Raw genomic sequence first — 17,369 nt, forward strand, 5'->3', positions numbered from 1 at the left:
CGATCCTATTCCGGCAGGCGCTCGCGATCCGGTACCACGAACATCGTGCGTGCCGGTGTGGACTGCAGCAATGGGTCTGAATAATGCCGAGACAAAACTTGTGTCGCATTGTGCAGCAGGTCCTGATTCTTGGCCAGAAAGTCGGGCCAATCCTGGTCACGCGCTTGTCGGCGCCGCGCATCCATGATCCGCACCAACGCCTCAGTCAGCGTGCGGTGAAACTTGGAATGCGCGCCGAGTCGGGTTGCAATTTGCAGGATACCGGCGCAGATTGTTTCGATCGCCTGATCACGCGGTTGCCGGCCCAGGATCAGCCAGGCGGCACGCAAGTGGCCTCGGTGGTCGAAATCTGACGCAGACAAGCTGCCGGCAAGAAACGACAACAGAAAGTCGTTGTCGGACAATGGGGTCGGTTCGGGTTGCGTGATCATGGACAGATGGTCACCGATTCGGATGGGTTGGCCATCGTGGACCTGACGGTAGCCGACAGGTCAAGAGATTTCTTGATAGCTGGTTCGGAACGCAGGCGCCACGATCTGCGGGCGTGCAGGGTAGGGCAGCGTCGGGAAGACCTGACACAAGGCAATGCAGCAACGGGTGACCGGGTACCAAGCTCGCCGTGATGCGAGACTCGGTGCGGGTTAGATGCTTAACCCCATTTGCCGTGGCGGTGCGTAACAAGTGTCAGCCGGCTCCCACGCGAGTGGGCGGGGGCTACTTGCCACACTGGGCCGTCTTCAGAATCACGCTTCGTCGCTGACAGTTTGATGCCCGAATAAGCGCACCAAACGGGCGGCTGGACTCCTACCGGCGTGGGAGCGGGCGCGCTCCCGCCCTGGCGATTGCGTGGAGGGTCGGCGAGGTGGTTACTTGCGGTCAGAAGAGTCATCAGTCGCGACATTGCTGGAATGGACTGGACAATGGGTTATTGTGTGTTCGAAAGGAGCGCTATGTACGTGCGAATGATCATGAAATGGTTCAATATTGGGATACTCTTGAGCGTCTGTACGGCGGCGCAAGCCGAGGATGCGCCCGATCGCCGGTCATTGGCCGATAACATGATTGCACGCGCGATTCACCATGATGGGCGCCTGTGGTTACTAACTGACTCCGGTGATTTGAGCAGTATTACCGACAACGCCAGTGAGCGCGTCGAAGAATCCGTGCCTGGGCCGGTTCTGGACATCTGCCAATCGAATCGCAAACTGTATGCACTCAGCTGTGACACCAAGGCTTGCGGCAATTGGCGACTCAACCAGCAGGAGCAGGGCCAATGGCGATTGCTGACGAGCGTCGCCAGTAACGGCGAGCAGATTCTGGCACTGGCTTGCGATGCCAGTAGCAACCAAGTGCTCAGCGCCAAACGCCTGATCGATCTCAGGGGTTCGCGGGTGTCGGTGACGCACCTGTCCGAAGCCATCAGTGCGCCTTATGTTGCGGCCAGCCTCGTGACACCGACGGCCATCTTTCTCGGCTTGAACAGCGGCGAGTGGGGCGGCGGACTGCGCCGGATCACGCGAGCCACCGGCAAAGTGACGAACGTCGAGCACCTGGATGGGGGCCTCTGCAGCGGCCCGCTGAGCTCTGACTGCGACCCCGTCACAGGGCTCGCAGTCATCCCCTGGAAACCCACATGCGTTGCCGCCAGCATCGGCATCGTGCACTTTGCCGCCCGTGGTCGCATTGTCGAAGTCTGTGGCCAGCAGGTGACCACCCTCTTGGTCAAAGCGTATGGCGACGACGATATGTGGCGGTTTAAGGACCAGGACCAAGACCAAGACCAAGACCAAGATAATGAGGAAAAAGAGCCATTTCCGTCGGTCGCCTTTTTTGGCCTCAACGCGCGCGGACAGTCCCTGCTCGCCGTTGGCATCGACGGCCTCTACGAGATCAATGAAGATGCCCCCGCTAAGGTGTTCACCCTCCCCGAGTTCCGCGAGGTCGATGGCGTGTATCTGAATGACGCCGACCCAGACACCATCCTCGTGCTGACCAGCATCAACAGGCGCCGTTCCGTCAGTGGCGCCGCGCCGCTGTTTGTGCGACGTGGTGAATGAGATGGCCGAATTGCCACGAAGCAAGCTGCGAAATGGCGCCTTTTTGTAGTTCAGCTTCCGGCAGCTGGGCGGCAGGTTTAAGGTGATGTCGCGCTGAACTAGGGAGGGTCTGAATAAGTCCATCCTGGACTTTCAGACCCGCACTGAGTCCGGCACATGTCCGGACTCAGTGATCCAGAATCAACCACTTGCGTGCTTGATTCTGTACGGGCCATCCATGGCCCGAATCGCCTCTGAACTTGTTCAGAGGCTCCCTAGCGTCTATCGTGGTTTTATGCTTTGCATGATTTCCCTGCAGAACTCTGCGCTTGTTTAACGACTCCCAATAGGTGTGTAAATGGAAACTGCAGTCTCACTATTAATGGGAATTCTTGGTGTCGCGATTGGCGCCTACGTCCGGTCGGCTTTCTTCGATGTCGCGCTTTTTGACCGTGTGCGCGGATTTGCGCTGACATTGGTGAGTTCAGCTGCTGGGTTCTGTACCGCCTGGAGCGCGGCTTCGATTTCGTCGAGATCGCAAGTCGACGCCTATTTGCAGAGCTTGCCTCCCGGCTATTGGCTGGACTGGGGCAGGGTCGTTGATTGCGTTCGAGTCGGCGACACGGCGTGGTGGTTGATGATTGCTGCCGGCGTGTCGGCAGTCGTCTTGCATGGGCTAGACTTGGCCGCAGCCGCCAGAACATCCGTCAAAAATGGTAGGTATCGGTCAGCCTTGAGTTTTCAGACGTGCACGGAGTCAGTCAAAATGGTTGATTCACGGTGCCAGGGTCAAACGCGATCATGGTTCAGTCTGGATCGACTACCGATTGACCAATGGAATCTTGAACGGGCTCGGCGTATCGACAGCGCCTTTTCGCTCTTGAAATCATTGATGTCGCGACTGAGGCTCGGCGATTTTAGCCGTATCAATGTACTTGCGGTGGCATGTGGAGTCTTCTCTGCGTGCGCTGGATGGATTTTCGGTGTTTTCCGTGCCCACGAAGCTGTTTCGGAAACCATGCGCACTTCACTCACAGCGAGTTGGGTGGATTCGTCGAGAATCAGCATCGACATCCTTTACTCTGGTACCCCATGGTGGATGATGGTTGCTATCTTGCTTGCGGCGTTAGCGCTCTTGATCCTGGGGCGCGTTGCCGATACCGGTCGCAAGGCTTCAATTGGCTCAGACTCCGATCGGCGCATCATCATTCCCGCTACCTATCGTTCCCGCCAACCATAAACTACTGCGCCACTTTTGACGATCGAACCTGCATGTGAGCATCCAAGATAGTTCGCGTGCAATTTGGAGCCGAGTCATATGCGCTAGTGCGAGGTGCCGCGTGGCTGCAGACGTAAACGAATCTGGACGAATAAAGTAGTGGAACATCGCGCTGATGGTAGCCACGGCCGGTGCAACCGCTCGGCAGCAAAGACCGGATATTGCAGCAATTTGGCAACGCCAATCGCCGTTGACGCCAAGAAATTGGTGGCGCATCCCCAACACTGCCGACAGTTCGGCTGGTCACTTGGCGAAGTGCCTCATCCAGGTGTTCGTCAACACCGCACTTCAGTTGATCGAAACATCGGGCGGCCGAATCGACGCCATTATGGTCGCTTCGCTTCTCGAAGCCGCACGCCGCGCCCGGACCCTTGGCTCGCAGCATGGTCACTTATCAGCTCAATACCCGCGCGATCCAGAGCATCGATCACCTTGTTCAAGGTATCAATGACCCCGCGCACAATGCCCTCGCTCGACTCCATGCGCTGAATGGTCGGTAGCGAGACGCCCGCCATCAGGGCTAGTTCTTTCTGGTCGAGGCCGGCAAGCGCACGTGCGGCGCGAAGTTGATTGGCAGTGATCATGGACGCAATCGCTCAAGATGATGCGCAGAATATCATTTTTAGCGCTTGGTACATCAACTATGGCACGAAAAACATCGACAGCGATGTCCTGAATCTCACAGTGATGGCTTTATGTGGTAAGATGATGCATCAAACATCAGTATTGATTGTTTCGGCCCACAATGGAAGCCTCATGAGCATAATTGTCGACAAAGTACGCCCACCCAAGATTACCGTGCGGGCCAGACCGGTGGTGTCGCCGAAAGCAGACCGTGCACCGACATCACCAACGCCCGTTCAGGCCGCGCCGAGCGCCGGCGACGTTGGATTCTTGATGCAAGCTGCTGCCGGCGAGCAGGTGAACGTGTGCCTGTTGGCCTGGCCGCTTGTGCCCAACGGTTGGCCGGCGCTGGCGGCGCATTGGCGGGCGTTGAAGGCCGACCGAGAGTTCTCAACGGCGGCGGCGCCGGTCGATGGTTGGGTTGCAGCATTGGCGCCAAGTTTGTGCGCGCCGTTTCGCGATGCCAACGCCGCTGAAAGCACCATTGGTGCCGCATTGGCCCGACTGCCCGTTGGTCTGGCAATCGGTGTCGCCGACACGGGTGAGGACGCGTTGCTCGGCTGCGTCGATGGATATGTGACCACAGCCGCGTCGGAAGGTCGTTCGCCGCTGCGCCTGATCATTACCGAGTGCGCCGGTGGACAGGCCATGTTGCAGCACGCAGCAGGCCGGAGCTGGCGCATCGGGCTGCTCAAGGACTGGCACCAGCGCGTGACCGTCAATGAATGGCGTGACCCGCAAGCGCCATTGCCACTGGAACTGTGCCGACTGATCGCGCAAGCCGCAGCGAGAAAGCTGGCTGAACCAAGCCGTTGGAACCCGATTTACGACGGCGCCGAGGCCAAGATCCGGTCCATGCCCGTTGCGCTCAAGAACCTGCAACGCCGAACCAAAAAGTCGTAGTGACCAAAACACCACGACTTACCAATCCGCCACCGGTCGCATCCGAGCCGAGCCAACAACAAGATGTGCACGAACTGATTGATCCTGCCGAGCGCAATCTCTGAATCGAAAACGCGACTGCCTAAAACCTGGGAAAGCGTTAGGCCGATCTTTGGCAGGGAAACAGCCTTGCCGTTGACGGGTTTGCCATGACCTAGGCCGCAGCCGGCCGGATCTGCGCTTCATTCAGGCCTCCCAGGATCATCAATTGCAAGTCACTGGCGATCCGTCGCGGATCGACAAACGCGTGCTGGGCCAGCCAGAAATGCAAGGCAAAGCTCTGACTGTGCTGATCAAAGGCTTCCAGGTAGACCTGTGGGTTCGGCTCCTTGAGCACGAGTCCGTGGCGCCGAGCGATCTGTTCCAGCAAGGTCTCGACCTGACGCGAGTCAGCCTCAGCAGCGACCCTTATGCGCAGACTGTGGCGAAGTACGCTGGAACGGTGCGTGATGTTCTTGACCTGACTCTCAACGAGTATGGAGTTCGGTATTAACGTCTCGGCCCCATCACCATCGCGGATGACCGACGCGCGGAGATCGATATCCATCACGGCCCCGCGCAGGCTACCGACTTCGATCACGTCGCCCAGGCGGAATGGTCGCTCGATCAGGATCAAGATGCCACTGATCAAATTCTTGAACAGCGTCTGCATGCCAAATCCCGCACCAATCGCCACCGCGCCGCCGATGAAAGCGAATGCTGCCAGCGGAATCCCGGCGAGTGCCAAACTTGCGAGCGCACAGATGCCAGCAAGCACGCTGTACACCCAGCGCTGGATCAGGCGCGCGCGGCCGTCATCGAGCCGGCTTCGGCGTTGCAGCCACAGAGTCAGCCAAGCCGCGACGCGGCGCGACGCAAACAGCCCGAACAGCAACAGAAGCGGCGCCTTGATGATTTTCCCGACGGTGATGCTCTTTGCCACAACGGTCTTGCGACCCTGTAGGTCGACGGTTTCGGCAACGGCAAACAACTCCAGGTCCCACAGCTGGCCGATCCAGATTTGGGCCGTGGCGCTGGCGGTAGCCAGGCGATCTGACCAAGACATGTTCATGGCGCGCTGTTCGAAATCATCGCGCAAGCGCGCAATCAAATCGAGCAAGCGTTGCTGCTCCTGAATGCCTGCCTGCGCGCGGCTCAGTTGCAACGCAAGCGCGGCATGCAGGGCCGAATATTGATCGTCTGCGATGCTCGGCCCGCGCTGCGTTGCGTGCTCGATCCGGATCAGTAGAGTTGACGCCAGTTCCTCCAAGAAATCGCGGCGTCGCGTCAGTCGAGCCGTCAGGGTCGGTCGGTATTGGCGCGCTTCGACCAGGGTCACGGCATCGTGTGTCTTTTCGAAATGCAAGGCCATGCGCCAAATGTCCCGTTCCAATGCGATATTTGCAATTGCTTCACGGCAGAGCTCAATGCCGAGGTCTGCTGCGGCGAGTTGCTCCTTGCTGATTGCTGCCGAAAAGGGTGTTGATTGCTCCGCTGGAACATTGGACTCCGCCTCAACACGCTCGCGCTCGGCCGTCAGCCGAGACAGGTTCTCGGCCAGATTCGCACTGCGTAAATCCAATTCAGCTTGAAGAGATGTCGCATCTGCTTCGCTCGCCGCAAGCGCTGGCAGTGCCGCCAGCGTAGCCATTACCTGCTCGCGGCGATTGTTCAATGCGCGTTGCTGGGCGCTGACCAGATCAATCAACTGGTCGAGTTCGGCAGTAGTCGATTCGGCAATACGGGCCAATAGGCCCGTGCGCGTATCCGAGGAGCCTTCAGAGTCGGACACCTGCCGAAGTTGTCCGGCCAGGGCGGCTAGCTGCTGCGCTGCCGCCTCCCGATCATCGGTAAGCAAAGTCAGACGCTGTTGGCTCCCTTGCCAGACGGCGTCCAGCAATTGCAGCTCCCGACGCAGGGCATCGCGATTTCGCGACGGTGTGTTCGGATCGGCTGATTCCGACGGCAGCCAAGTGCTGAGTCGCTGGACGTCGGTCGCCTGCGTTCTGGCAAGATCGCGGCGCCGTTCCAACGAGATCAGCAATTGCCCCCGCAAAGGCAACAAGTCCGAATCGGCATCGGGTGCCTGTAGCGCACGATGCAACGCATCGATCTGATCCTGCAACGATCCGCCGATGGCGTGAGCCGGAAGCGAGAAGGCTGCCGTCAGCCATAGCGCGAACGCTAGCCACCGGGACGTGGCGCTTGTCAATGGCGAGTATCTGTTCAAGCGTCAGTCCTACTCGTGTGTGCAGCCTCGCACTGGGGTGTACTCGTGCGAACGGATTGAATGCGATAGACAGTCGCATACAGCGTAGGCAAGACCAGCAGCGTCAGCAATGTCGCGACACTGAGTCCACCCATGATGGCCCACGCCATTGGCCCCCAAAAGGTCGAACGAGTCAGCGGAATCATGGCCAGGATCGCTGCCAGGGCGGTGAGCGTGATCGGCCGGAAGCGCCGCAAGGTCGAGCCGACGATTGCCTCCAGCGGGTCCAGTCCCTCGCTTCGATCCTGCTCGATCTGATCCAGAAGAATGACCGAATTACGCATGATCATGCCGGCGAGCGCTATGGTGCCGAGCAGCGCGACAAAACCAAAGGGCACGCGAAACAATGCCAACACTAATGACACCCCAATCATGCCAAGTGGCGCGGTCAATAGCACGAGGAGCATTCGTGTCATGTTCTGCAACTGCAACATCAAAAGCACCAGGATCAGGCCAAGCGCCAAGGGCACGACGGCAGCGATTGAGTCTTGGCTATTCTGACTTGACTCGCTCGCGCCCCCGATGTCGATTCGGTAGCCGAGCGGTAGACGGTTTCGTATTTGCTCGATCGCAGGCAGCAATTGTTCGATCACATCGGGCGCCTCAGCACCGACCACGTCGGCGCGCACCGTAAGCGTTGGCAGGCGGTTGCGGCGCCAGATCACACTCGGCTCGCTGGTCAATTGCAGATGTGCGACTTGGGACAGCATGACGAATTTGCCTTCACGCAGATAGACCTTGGCGTCTTTCAAGTTGTCGAGATCGCTGCGCTCGTCCTCTTCCAGTCGCGCAACCACATTGATCAGTTGATCGCCTTCGCGATATTGCGTAATGGTTCTGCCACTCAGCGAGTTTTGAGTTGCACTGGCAATGTCCTGAGAACTCAATCCCAAAGCCCGGGCCTTGTCTTGATCAATCACCAGACGCATGATCTGCAAGTCTTCGCCCGCATCACAGTGGACATCGCGAGTTGTAGTCTGCTGGCGCAGCAAATCCTGGAGCTCTGTCGCGATCGATACCAACTGGTCCTGATCCCGGCCGGAAATTCGGATCTTGATCGGGTATCCCACCGGTGGTCCATTCTCCAGGCGCGATACCCGCGCTCGAAGATCGTGGTTATCCGTGTCGAAGCGCTTCTGCAAGCGGGCAAATACCCGCTCGCGCGCGGCTTCACCTGATGTCATTAGCATCAACTGGCCGAAATTCGTATTCGGGAGCTGCACGTCAAGGGGCAGATAGAAACGCGGACTGCCGTTGCCGACGTAGCTGGTCACCGCCAGCACATCCGGGTCCGTCCTGACTTCCTGTTCGAGTTGTTTGACCGCCGATTCAGTCGCTGCAATGCTGGCTGCCTCTGGCAACCACAGATCCACCATCAGTTCTGGACGACTCGATGCAGGGAAAAATTGTTGCGGCACGAGCGTGAACAGTGCTAGTGAACCAATGAATGCGAGACTGGTAGCTGTCAGTACTTTGTAGCGATGGCGAAGGCACGCCTCCAGCATGCGCTGAAACCAGCGATAGAAGCGACCGTCGGGGTTCTGGTTGTGTGACGATCCATTGTGTTCAGTAGTTTGCGGCAACAGCTTGAAGCCCAGATAGGGCGTAAAAAGCACTGCGACCAGCCACGACACGATCAGGGAGATTCCGACAACTTGAAAAATGGACATCGTGTATTCGCCCGCACCAGACTTCGCGAGTCCGACTGGCAGAAAACCGGCAGCAGTAATCAAGGTGCCCGTGAGCATCGGAAAAGCAGTTGCACGGTAGGCGTAACTCGCTGCGCGCATGCGATCCCAGCCTTGCTCAAGCTTCAAGGCCATCATTTCCACAGCGATGATTGCATCGTCGACCAGCAAGCCGAGCGCAATGATCAACGCGCCGAGCGAGATTCGCTGCAGGTCTATGTCTAGGGCGTACATGCAGAGAAAAGTGATTGCCAGCACCAATGGAATCGACAGCGCGACGACCACGCCGCTTCGCCAGCCGAGGGAAAGGAAACTGACTAGCAGGACGATCGCGATCGCTTCGAACAGACTCTTGGTGAATTCGTGCACGGAGTCCGCAACGACTTTGGGTTGGTTCGATACCGCATCGATGTCGACACCGATTGGCAGCGCTGCCCGAATGCGGCGCACCGTTGTCTCCAGCGATTGCCCCAGGCGAATGACATCGCCACCCTCGCGCATCGCGATGGCCAGTCCGATCGCGCTTCGTCCATTGAAGCGCATTCGACTACTGGGAGGGTCGATCAATCCACGGCGAATGCTGGCGATGTCGCCCAAACGCAGCGAGCGGCCGTTGGCTTGAATGCCGATTTCGGCAATGGCCGCGACCGTGTCAAATTCGCCAGACGTGCGCAGCATCACCCGCTGCGGCCCAGCTTCAACGATTCCGGCCGGCGTCACCACATTGGCGCTTCGCAGCGTGTCTTCGATCAAACGCGGGTCGATGCCCAGCGAGGACAAGCGAGCTGATGACGTTTCGACGTAGATCACTTCGTCTTGAACACCGAGATACTGCACCTTGCTGACATCCGGAATGCGCAGAAATTCGTCACGAGCGAGATCTGCGAACCGTTTCAGCTCGGCATCGTCAAAGCCATCGCCGGTAAAGGCGTACAGATTTCCGAAAGTGTCGCCAAACTCATCATTGTAGAAGGGGCCCTGCACGCCAGTCGGCAGTTGGCCTTTCATGTCATCGAGCTTCTTGCGGACCCGGTACCAGATGTCGGCAACGCGATGTCCGGGCACGGATTCGCGCAGCGAAATAGTCAATTGCGCGACTCCCGGTTTGGCGTAGCTGGTGACATAGTCGATCTCGGCGATTTCCTGCAGCGTGCGCTCAATTCGGTCATTGACTTGCAAGGCGACGACATCGGCACGTGCGCCGGGCCAATTCGCCCGGACCACCATCGCCTTGACTGTAAAACTCGGGTCTTCGGCCTGGCCTAGGTGCCAATACGACAATACGCCAGCACCCGAGCACAGTAGAATCAAGAACAGGACAAAGGACTGATGGGTCAGCGCCCAACGCGAGAGATTGAACGTGCTCATGATTCTGTCACCGCAGCGCGGGACTCGCTGGCAAGTCGTACACGCTGACTTTCATGAAGTCGATGCACGCCAGCTGTCACAACGGTCTCACCGTCCTTGAGCCCCGAGCGAATCAGCACGCCATTGCGGTCGACCCGCACCACGCTGACACTTCGCGCGTGCACACGGCCATCGGTTGAGTCTCGTATCCAAACCGAATGCCCACCGCTTTTGCTGACCAGTGCTGACAGGGGAACCCGCCGGAGGCTGCCGTCAGTCGGTAGTTGCACCAAGAGTTTGCCGGTCATGCCGAGGCGTACATCCGAATCGTCGGTGAGCACGCTGATGCGCGCCGAATAGGTACGGGTAACTGAGTCGGTGTCCGGTGCCAGCTCACGCAGTTTTCCGGGGTAGGTTTGCCCAGGTTTTGCCCATAGGGTCACCTCTAAGCCGCTCGCGCGATGCAGTTCATCGACTCGCGATTCCGGCACGCTGACCACCAGCTCCCGAGCGCCGTTTTCAGCAACACGAATCAGGACCTGACCGGCCTGCACGACCTGCCCAACTTCGACATCGATGGCCGTGATCACCCCTGCACAGGTCGACATTAGACGGCTATAGCGGGCTTGGTTCTGGGCCAGCCGATAGTTTGCGTCTGCCGCCTCGAGTGCCTCGTTGCTAGTCTCCAGGTTCAAGCGCGCCTGTTCGTAATCATGTCGGGGCAAGTAGCGCTTGTCGACCAGCCGCTCGAAGCGTGCGAGATCCAACACGGCCTGTTGTTGCTGGCGCTTTGCAGATTGCCACTGGCTATAGGCGGCCTTGGCATTCAGTTCGTGATCACTTGGGTCCAATCGGAGCAACGGATCACCGACCTTGATGGCATCGCCAACCTCCACCAGCCGCGCCTGGACGCGGCCGGAGACCAGAAATCCCAACGCGATTTCGCGGCGGGCGCGAATGTCGCCGGCGTAGACGGCTGATGCCGGGTGCGAATCGGCGCCTATTGTTATGGTTTGAACACTGCGCTCTTGTTCCGGTGCCGGTTCTTGGCGGGAGCATGCTACGAGCATTGAAATGGCAACGAGTACCCAAGGCGCCCGACTCGATAGCAGGCGACGAGGCGATTGCAGCAATGGCAGCAATGGCAGCGCGCTCATGGCGCCGACCCTTGCTTTGTGCCTGGATTGGCCGGGTTCTTACGCCAGTGTGAACGCTGGGTGACCAGCCCCCACAAATCGGTAATCGAATGAAACGGTTGCGCGCGGCCGGTTTTGACATCTTCGACCACACCGGCGATGTGATCCTGGTTGCGCCGATAGATGCGGACCACAAAACTGTAAAGCGGGTTCATGCAAGTCTCCATAATTGAGACTGCAGTCTGCATCTGACCCGGCTATTTATTGCCTACTTATTGACGGAGAAGCTGCAACAGTCGTTCGGTGGCCGCTGCAGGCGGCAGCCCAATGGTGGCCAACAGGACTTGCCGCAATCGTTGGTACGCCGCAATGCCCTCGCTTCGCCGGCCGAGACGCTGGTAGCAGCGCATCAGGCCCTGATAGAACGATTCGATCGCTGGGTCCGCATCAAGGCCCTTCAGGTAAAGCGTGATCGCTGCGTCGTCCTGTTGCCCGGCCTCCAGTTGCTGCGCATGGCGGGCGAGGGCATGCAGAAAGCGGCTTCGCAATCGTTCTCGTGTGGCAACTGGCCAGGATTCACCATCTTCCTCCTCCAGGAAGGCGCCACGGTACAGGTTCTGGGCCCGAGCCAGATGGGCCGCCTCCGACACATCGCGGCGCTGCGCCGCCTCGTCTGCTTTGACCAACGCTTGCTCGAATGCAAACACATCGACCCACCAGCGGCCGGGCTGCAAGCTCAGACGACCGCCCCGTTGCTGGAGCGCCGCCGGATCGCCCAACAACACTCGCAGCCTGATCACGGTGGCGTCCATTGCGCGCGCTGCGACATCGCCATCGTCATCGGGCCACAGAGCATCGAGCAGGCGTTGCTCGGACACGCTGGTGCCGCCGAGCGCGATGATGGCTTTCAACAACGCCAATGTCTTGCGCGGCAGCTTGCGGGAATACTCCAAGGGCTTGCCATCACGCAGCAGTTCGAAGCGCCCGAGCATGCGGACTGCAAAGGCCCAAGGCCAGCCCGGTGCGTCCACCTCTGGCGGCGCCAGACCGAAATTGCGCACGGCACGGCGCAAATCACCGGAATCGGGTGATTGCCTGAGCGCTTCACCCAGAACGACCGCTAGGGCGCTTGGGTGCTGGCGCAGGAAATAAAGGCCTTCCAGGTTGGCCACGCAAGCCTGCAAGTCTCGATGAACGGATTTCGCCGGATCGGTCCGGACCTGCGCGTACACGCGTACGACCGCGCTCGCCGAGGCGAGGTGATTCAGGCAGGTACCAACCAACAATTGGTCAGCCGCATCAATACAGTGGTGAACAATGGCGGTGTCGCCGGCATCTACGGCATATAGCGCCAAAAGCAAGCGTGCCTGGCTGCGCAGCCACAGCGGCCCGGCCTGATCGAGCAGGTCAATTTGTTGGCGCGCCCGCTGTACCGCTTCGGCAGGTTCGCCCAGGTGGCTGGCAATGCCAGCGCGAAGCCCCAAGTCCAGGGCCCGATCCAGTCGTCGCGTCAGACTTGAATGCGCGCTCGCGGCATCGCATTCAATCCGAGCACGATCTGCATCACGCTCACACAAGGCCAGGATCGCGCGCCCGAAGCGTGAATAAATGCGCAAGAGCGGTAGCTGCAAGGCATGTTCGTGGGCGATACCTTGGGCGCGTTCATACAGTATCTCAGCGTCACGGTCGCGACCTTGGCGGACCCGGCAATGAGCCTCCTGCAATGTCCACAGCGCACGGTAGTTTGGCGTGAGCACCGGATCAGACAACCACGGCTGGACTATCGCGATCAGGCGATCGGCTTCGACGAATTGGGCAGCAATCTGCAGGTGCGCCAGCACCAGCGTTGCCGCATCGACTTTGGCGTTGGGCGACGCTCCGCTGTCGGCGAGCAGCACCTGAATCTTGGCGATGACCGGGTCGATTAGTGCCGCCAGGGGTCGCTGATAGGAGAGGGCAAACAGCACCGCGCCATACACACGCAACGCCGCCGCTGGCGCTGGCAGGGCCGGATCATCATCCAATAGTGGCAACAGGCGATCCAACCAGCGATCCACCTGGCCATGGTCAAATTCAAGATAGTGGGTGGCCAGAACCGCTGAACAGCTCAGGATTTTCCCAATCCGATCGTCCTCGCCAAAAAGCTCATGGCTGTGCTCGAATTGCGCGCGCGCCTGCATGGGCGAACCTGGCGCGAGCGCGACGCCATACCAGAGGCTCAGCCAGGACGACCCACGGACCAACGCCTCCGGCAACTGCGTGATCCAAGCGAGCAGCGAGGCATTGCGGCCTTGTTCAAACATCAATGGTGCGAACCGATTGACGATTTCGGCGGTCAACGGCCAATTGTTGGCCGCTACTGCCAGTTCGAATGCCGGCTCCGGCAATTCGCGAGCCATTAGGCAAACGGCAGCCTGCGTGCGCGCATTGGCTACTCCTTGCGCATCTTGTCGACGCTCAAATTCTCGAACCAGAAAGGCGCGGAACAAGTCGTGGAACTGATAGATGTCGCCGCGTCGCTCGACGAACATGCGCTTCTTGTAGAGGCGTTCCAGCAAAGGCCAGACTGCCGCCCCGGCAGCCATTGCACTGGCATCTGCAGCGGTGACATTCGGCAGCAATGCCGCGCGCATCAGCGGCACATGTGCCTCCGGCTCAATGCTCGCGAATATTTGTGCGGCGAAGTAGTCGAACAACCATTCGCGATTCTCAATGGCATCGGCATTCAGGCCTTGAGCCACGCGCCTTCGATGTTCGATATTCAAGGTCAAGGCAACGGGCCAACCACCGCTCTGATCGAAGGCAACGCGAATACTAGGCTCATCCGTAAGTTGGCGCAGCGCAGCGATTTCCCGAGTCTCTGCCAAGTTCAAACGCAAAGTATCCCAGCCCAGAACGTGCATTTGCTCATTCGCAAGCAATCGCGCACATTCAGCAGGCGGGTCCTGCCGACTGGTGACCATTAATGCCAAACCCGTTGGCGCCTCGCTGACAATCAGCTCCCAGAGCCGATGCCAATCAGCGTCTGCCGGCAACTCGTGATAATTGTCGAAGACGAGCAATGCTGGCGTCTTCCATTGGGCGAACAGACTGCGAAAAAACAAGCGGGCGAAGCCCATTGTGTCGGGTCGATGCTCGTTGCCAAATCTGGGCAATGCCGGGCCACGCTTGCGGCTGCCGCTGGCTTGCGCCAGATAGTGAAAGAGCGTTGCCAAGTCGCGATCACTTGGATCCACCTGGTACCAGCAGCCTGACCTTTTGCTGGCTTCTGCATAGCTGGCCAGCATGGCAGTTTTACCGGCGCCCGGTGGTCCGACCACCCAAGTCAGTGGCCGTTCACTGCAGCGATCAAGCTCGGCAAACAATCGGGTTCTAGGCACAACACGGTGCAATTTTGGACGCGTGAGCTTGGCTAGATGGGACACATCGACCTCGTCTCTTGACTCAGTACCAAAACCGCTGCACGCCAGCATTGTTCAAACCGATCGCGGCAAGTGTCGTGTCCTGCTGACAACTTCAGCAAGTTTCTTGCCGTTCGAACTGATACCGCATAGCGAGACGTCGCCGCAGCGGTGACTGCGATGCCTGTTCGCGCCTTGCTTTGGCTCACATTGCTGCCAAAGGAGCCTCTGAACAAGTTCAGGGGCGACGTGTGCCAAGGACGCCCCGTCCAGAATCAAGTGCGTAAACGCCTGATTCTGGGGCAATGAGCACGGACACGCGCCGGACTCATTGCGGGTCTGACAGTCCAGGATGAACACACTCAGGCCCTCCCAAATTCTCTTCAAACGATTGTCGGAACACAATGCGAACGACGACGCGGCTGGCAGGCTCAGAATATCGTGCAGACTTGCTTACAACAATATGTCCTCGTCTCAGTGTTGGCCAATGACGCACGCATCGACTGATGACCGTGACAGCCTTCGACTCATGACGACGACCAAAATGATCAGATCACCAAAAGACTCCGGACCTCGGCATAGCCCCGCGATGACTAGCCTACGTGGCGGCGGAACGCCATGCTGAATGTGGTCGATGACGTATAGCCGATGCGCTCGGCGACCCGTTCCGGCGACATGCCGCCCCTGCAATCAGGTCTTTGGCGATAGCCATTCGCCACGTCAGCAGATACTCCATTGGCGGTACTCCAACCGCTTGCGTGAAACGTTGAAAGTCGGATGAACGCGACCGCGCGGCCGACTTGGCCAATTGCTCGACTGTCCATGCGCGCGCTGGGTCTTGATGCATCGCGACGCCGCGCACATGGATGATTTTAGGCAGGAAGTGCGCGAGACGTTCGACATCTGGTGACTCGAATGCAGATCGATCCAGAATCAAGCATTTGCCTGCTTGATTCCGGGCAACTTCAAGCGAAGGTTGGTCAGCAAACGCGCCAAGCCCCTGTGGAAGAAGGCGCAACCTAGGCACCCCTGATACGACGCGAGTTCCGTCGCGACGAGCGGATATTCGGCAGCGGCGAGAGTTGACAATGGTAGATTTGACGGCGCGGTTCGGGGCACTGGTAACGACCCGCCGGAGGTCTGCTTTCGGCCCAAGGCGGGAATCGTTTCGGTGTACCCGGAATGGCCAACTTGCCAGTAAATCAAACCTGGAGCCACCGGTCCGAGAAGTCCGCTTGCGTCGCTCGTTCTGCTAGACCGACTCATCGAACCGTCGGCGAAGTCCCCGATGCTCGAACGGGAGATTGTTCCCTTGGGAGGGTCTGAAGAAATCCATCCTGGACTTTCAGACCCGCAATATTGCTCCAGAATCGAGCACTGGCGTGCTTGCTCCTGGGCGGGCCAACCATGGCACCCATCACCCCTGAACTTTTTCAGAGGCTCCCAAGCCGAGGCAACCATTGATCAGCCTGTTCATCGGCACCTTAACGATTTCCGCTCGAGTCCGATCGCAGCATCGCGACCTGCAGCTCGACCCGCTTGATTTCGCGCAGTAGGCGATTGCTCTCCATGCGATTGCCGAGAAAGGTCTTGCACAGGATCGTGACTTGGAACAGCACGAGCGCGCCCAGGCCCCACTTGAGTGCCAGCAAGACATCCATTGCGTTCAGCGCTTGCCAGAACGCGTAGGCACCGCCGACGAAAGCCAGCGTATTGACGATATAGACGAACCAAAGCACCCGAGCCATTGGTCCAGTCAAAATGCCGAATGCTTGCGCCAGGTAGCCCGGCTCTTGATGGCTCGCCAACAGCGCGCGGTCTTCTTCCGTCAGGGCACGGCCAATCAGATCATCATACTTGCTCACGATTGCTCTCCTTCCAAAATCGCGCGGACCTTGCGCCGCGCGTGCATCAGCCGGGTTTTGACCGTCCCAGGCGGTACGTCGGTGGCGATTGCGATCTCCGCCACACTAAGCTCTTCGAGATAAAACAGCGCCAACGAGGCGCGCTGGTCAGCCGGCAACGTCGCGATGACGTCCATCACGATCGAGACCTCAGCTTTGAAGATCCCCGATTGGTAATCAGGTGCCTCCGGCCCAGAGTCGTCTAAATCAATGGCAGCCTCCGAAACATGGTCGCGAGCGGAATTGATCCCGCGCTGGCATCGACGCGTCACGATCTGATAGGCCCATGCCGGAAACGCCGCTACATCATTGAGCCGACCAAGCCCCTTCAAAATATCCAGCCAGGCCTCCTGCACCGCGTCCTTAGCCCGTTCGGCATCGCCCATCACCCGCCAGGCATGGCGCAGGAACCTTGGTTGCCACCGTTGGACCAAGCGTGCCAGCGCAGCCCGATCGCCTGTATTGGCCGATGCCACCAAGAATTCTTCGTAGATGCGCTCACGGTCGCGGTTCACTCACTGAGTCCTTCTGAATCGATGCCTACAAGGTGCATGCTCGGCGCGAATCGGTTCAATGGTGTTTGGGAGAGAGGGCAGGGCGAAGTCATTGCCTCTGGACTCAGTGCGTCAGAATCTAGCACTTGCGTGCTCGATTCTGTGCGGGCCATCCATGGCCCGCATCGCCTCTGAACTTGTTCTGAGGGTCCCTAGGGGCGAAGGACCAGGGCATGCTGGCTCGCGCTCGAATTCGAGCCCCACGCTGCC

At 59.0% G+C, this 17,369-nt stretch carries 12 protein-coding genes; 3 read left to right on the forward strand and 9 right to left on the reverse strand.

Annotated elements, in window-relative coordinates; genetic code table 11:
* Positions 1–5 precede the first annotated feature (5 nt).
* A complete protein-coding gene (locus C7S18_RS08180; protein ID WP_106891093.1) occupies positions 6–431 on the reverse strand; it encodes a hypothetical protein in 426 nt (141 codons plus the stop codon).
* 537 nt (positions 432–968) lie between these two features.
* Between C7S18_RS08180 and C7S18_RS08185 the strand changes: the two genes are divergently transcribed.
* On the forward strand, positions 969–2,057 hold the full coding sequence (locus C7S18_RS08185) for a hypothetical protein (protein WP_146151816.1): 1,089 nt from the start codon (positions 969–971) through the stop codon (positions 2,055–2,057).
* A 337-nt stretch (positions 2,058–2,394) separates the two neighbouring features.
* Positions 2,395–3,276: a hypothetical protein gene (locus C7S18_RS08190; protein WP_146151817.1), complete on the forward strand. Its 882-nt coding sequence runs from the start codon at positions 2,395–2,397 to the stop codon at positions 3,274–3,276.
* A 365-nt stretch (positions 3,277–3,641) separates the two neighbouring features.
* Here C7S18_RS08190 and C7S18_RS08195 read toward each other — a convergent pair whose 3' ends face one another.
* On the reverse strand, positions 3,642–3,899 hold the full coding sequence (locus C7S18_RS08195) for a helix-turn-helix transcriptional regulator (RefSeq protein ID WP_106891096.1): 258 nt from the start codon (positions 3,897–3,899) through the stop codon (positions 3,642–3,644).
* A 172-nt stretch (positions 3,900–4,071) separates the two neighbouring features.
* On the opposite strand from C7S18_RS08195, the gene C7S18_RS08200 reads away from it, so the two are divergent.
* Positions 4,072–4,842 carry a hypothetical protein gene (locus C7S18_RS08200; protein WP_146151818.1) on the forward strand — a complete coding sequence of 257 codons (771 nt, stop codon included), beginning with the start codon at positions 4,072–4,074 and terminating at the stop codon, positions 4,840–4,842.
* 193 nt (positions 4,843–5,035) lie between these two features.
* Here C7S18_RS08200 and C7S18_RS08205 read toward each other — a convergent pair whose 3' ends face one another.
* The 7 genes from C7S18_RS08205 to C7S18_RS08240 all read right to left on the reverse strand — a co-directional run bounded on the left by C7S18_RS08205 (position 5,036) and on the right by C7S18_RS08240 (position 17,120).
* The gene (locus tag C7S18_RS08205) at positions 5,036–7,090 is read right to left on the reverse strand and encodes a mechanosensitive ion channel domain-containing protein (protein ID WP_146151819.1); all 2,055 of its coding nucleotides are present in this window, start codon (positions 7,088–7,090) and stop codon (positions 5,036–5,038) included.
* The gene (locus C7S18_RS08210) at positions 7,087–10,185 is read right to left on the reverse strand and encodes an efflux RND transporter permease subunit (RefSeq protein ID WP_106891099.1); all 3,099 of its coding nucleotides are present in this window, start codon (positions 10,183–10,185) and stop codon (positions 7,087–7,089) included. The genes C7S18_RS08205 and C7S18_RS08210 overlap by 4 nt, the downstream gene beginning before the upstream one ends.
* Positions 10,182–11,321, reverse strand: a complete 1,140-nt coding sequence (locus C7S18_RS08215) for an efflux RND transporter periplasmic adaptor subunit (protein ID WP_106891100.1) — start codon at positions 11,319–11,321, stop codon at positions 10,182–10,184. Before C7S18_RS08215 ends, C7S18_RS08210 begins: the two co-directional genes overlap by 4 nt.
* Positions 11,318–11,515 carry a hypothetical protein gene (locus tag C7S18_RS08220; RefSeq protein WP_106891101.1) on the reverse strand — a complete coding sequence of 66 codons (198 nt, stop codon included), beginning with the start codon at positions 11,513–11,515 and terminating at the stop codon, positions 11,318–11,320. The genes C7S18_RS08215 and C7S18_RS08220 overlap by 4 nt, the downstream gene beginning before the upstream one ends.
* A gap of 57 nt (positions 11,516–11,572) precedes the next feature.
* A complete protein-coding gene (locus C7S18_RS08225) occupies positions 11,573–14,773 on the reverse strand; it encodes an AfsR/SARP family transcriptional regulator (protein ID WP_106891102.1) in 3,201 nt (1,066 codons plus the stop codon).
* A 1,412-nt stretch (positions 14,774–16,185) separates the two neighbouring features.
* Complete coding sequence (locus C7S18_RS08235) at positions 16,186–16,566, reverse strand: DUF6768 family protein (RefSeq protein WP_106891104.1); 381 nt, start codon at positions 16,564–16,566, stop codon at positions 16,186–16,188.
* Positions 16,563–17,120, reverse strand: a complete 558-nt coding sequence (locus tag C7S18_RS08240; RefSeq protein ID WP_106891105.1) for an RNA polymerase sigma factor — start codon at positions 17,118–17,120, stop codon at positions 16,563–16,565. Before C7S18_RS08240 ends, C7S18_RS08235 begins: the two co-directional genes overlap by 4 nt.
* Positions 17,121–17,369: the final 249 nt, after the last annotated feature.

Source organism: Ahniella affigens (assembly GCF_003015185.1).
Classification (GTDB): domain Bacteria; phylum Pseudomonadota; class Gammaproteobacteria; order Xanthomonadales; family Ahniellaceae; genus Ahniella; species Ahniella affigens.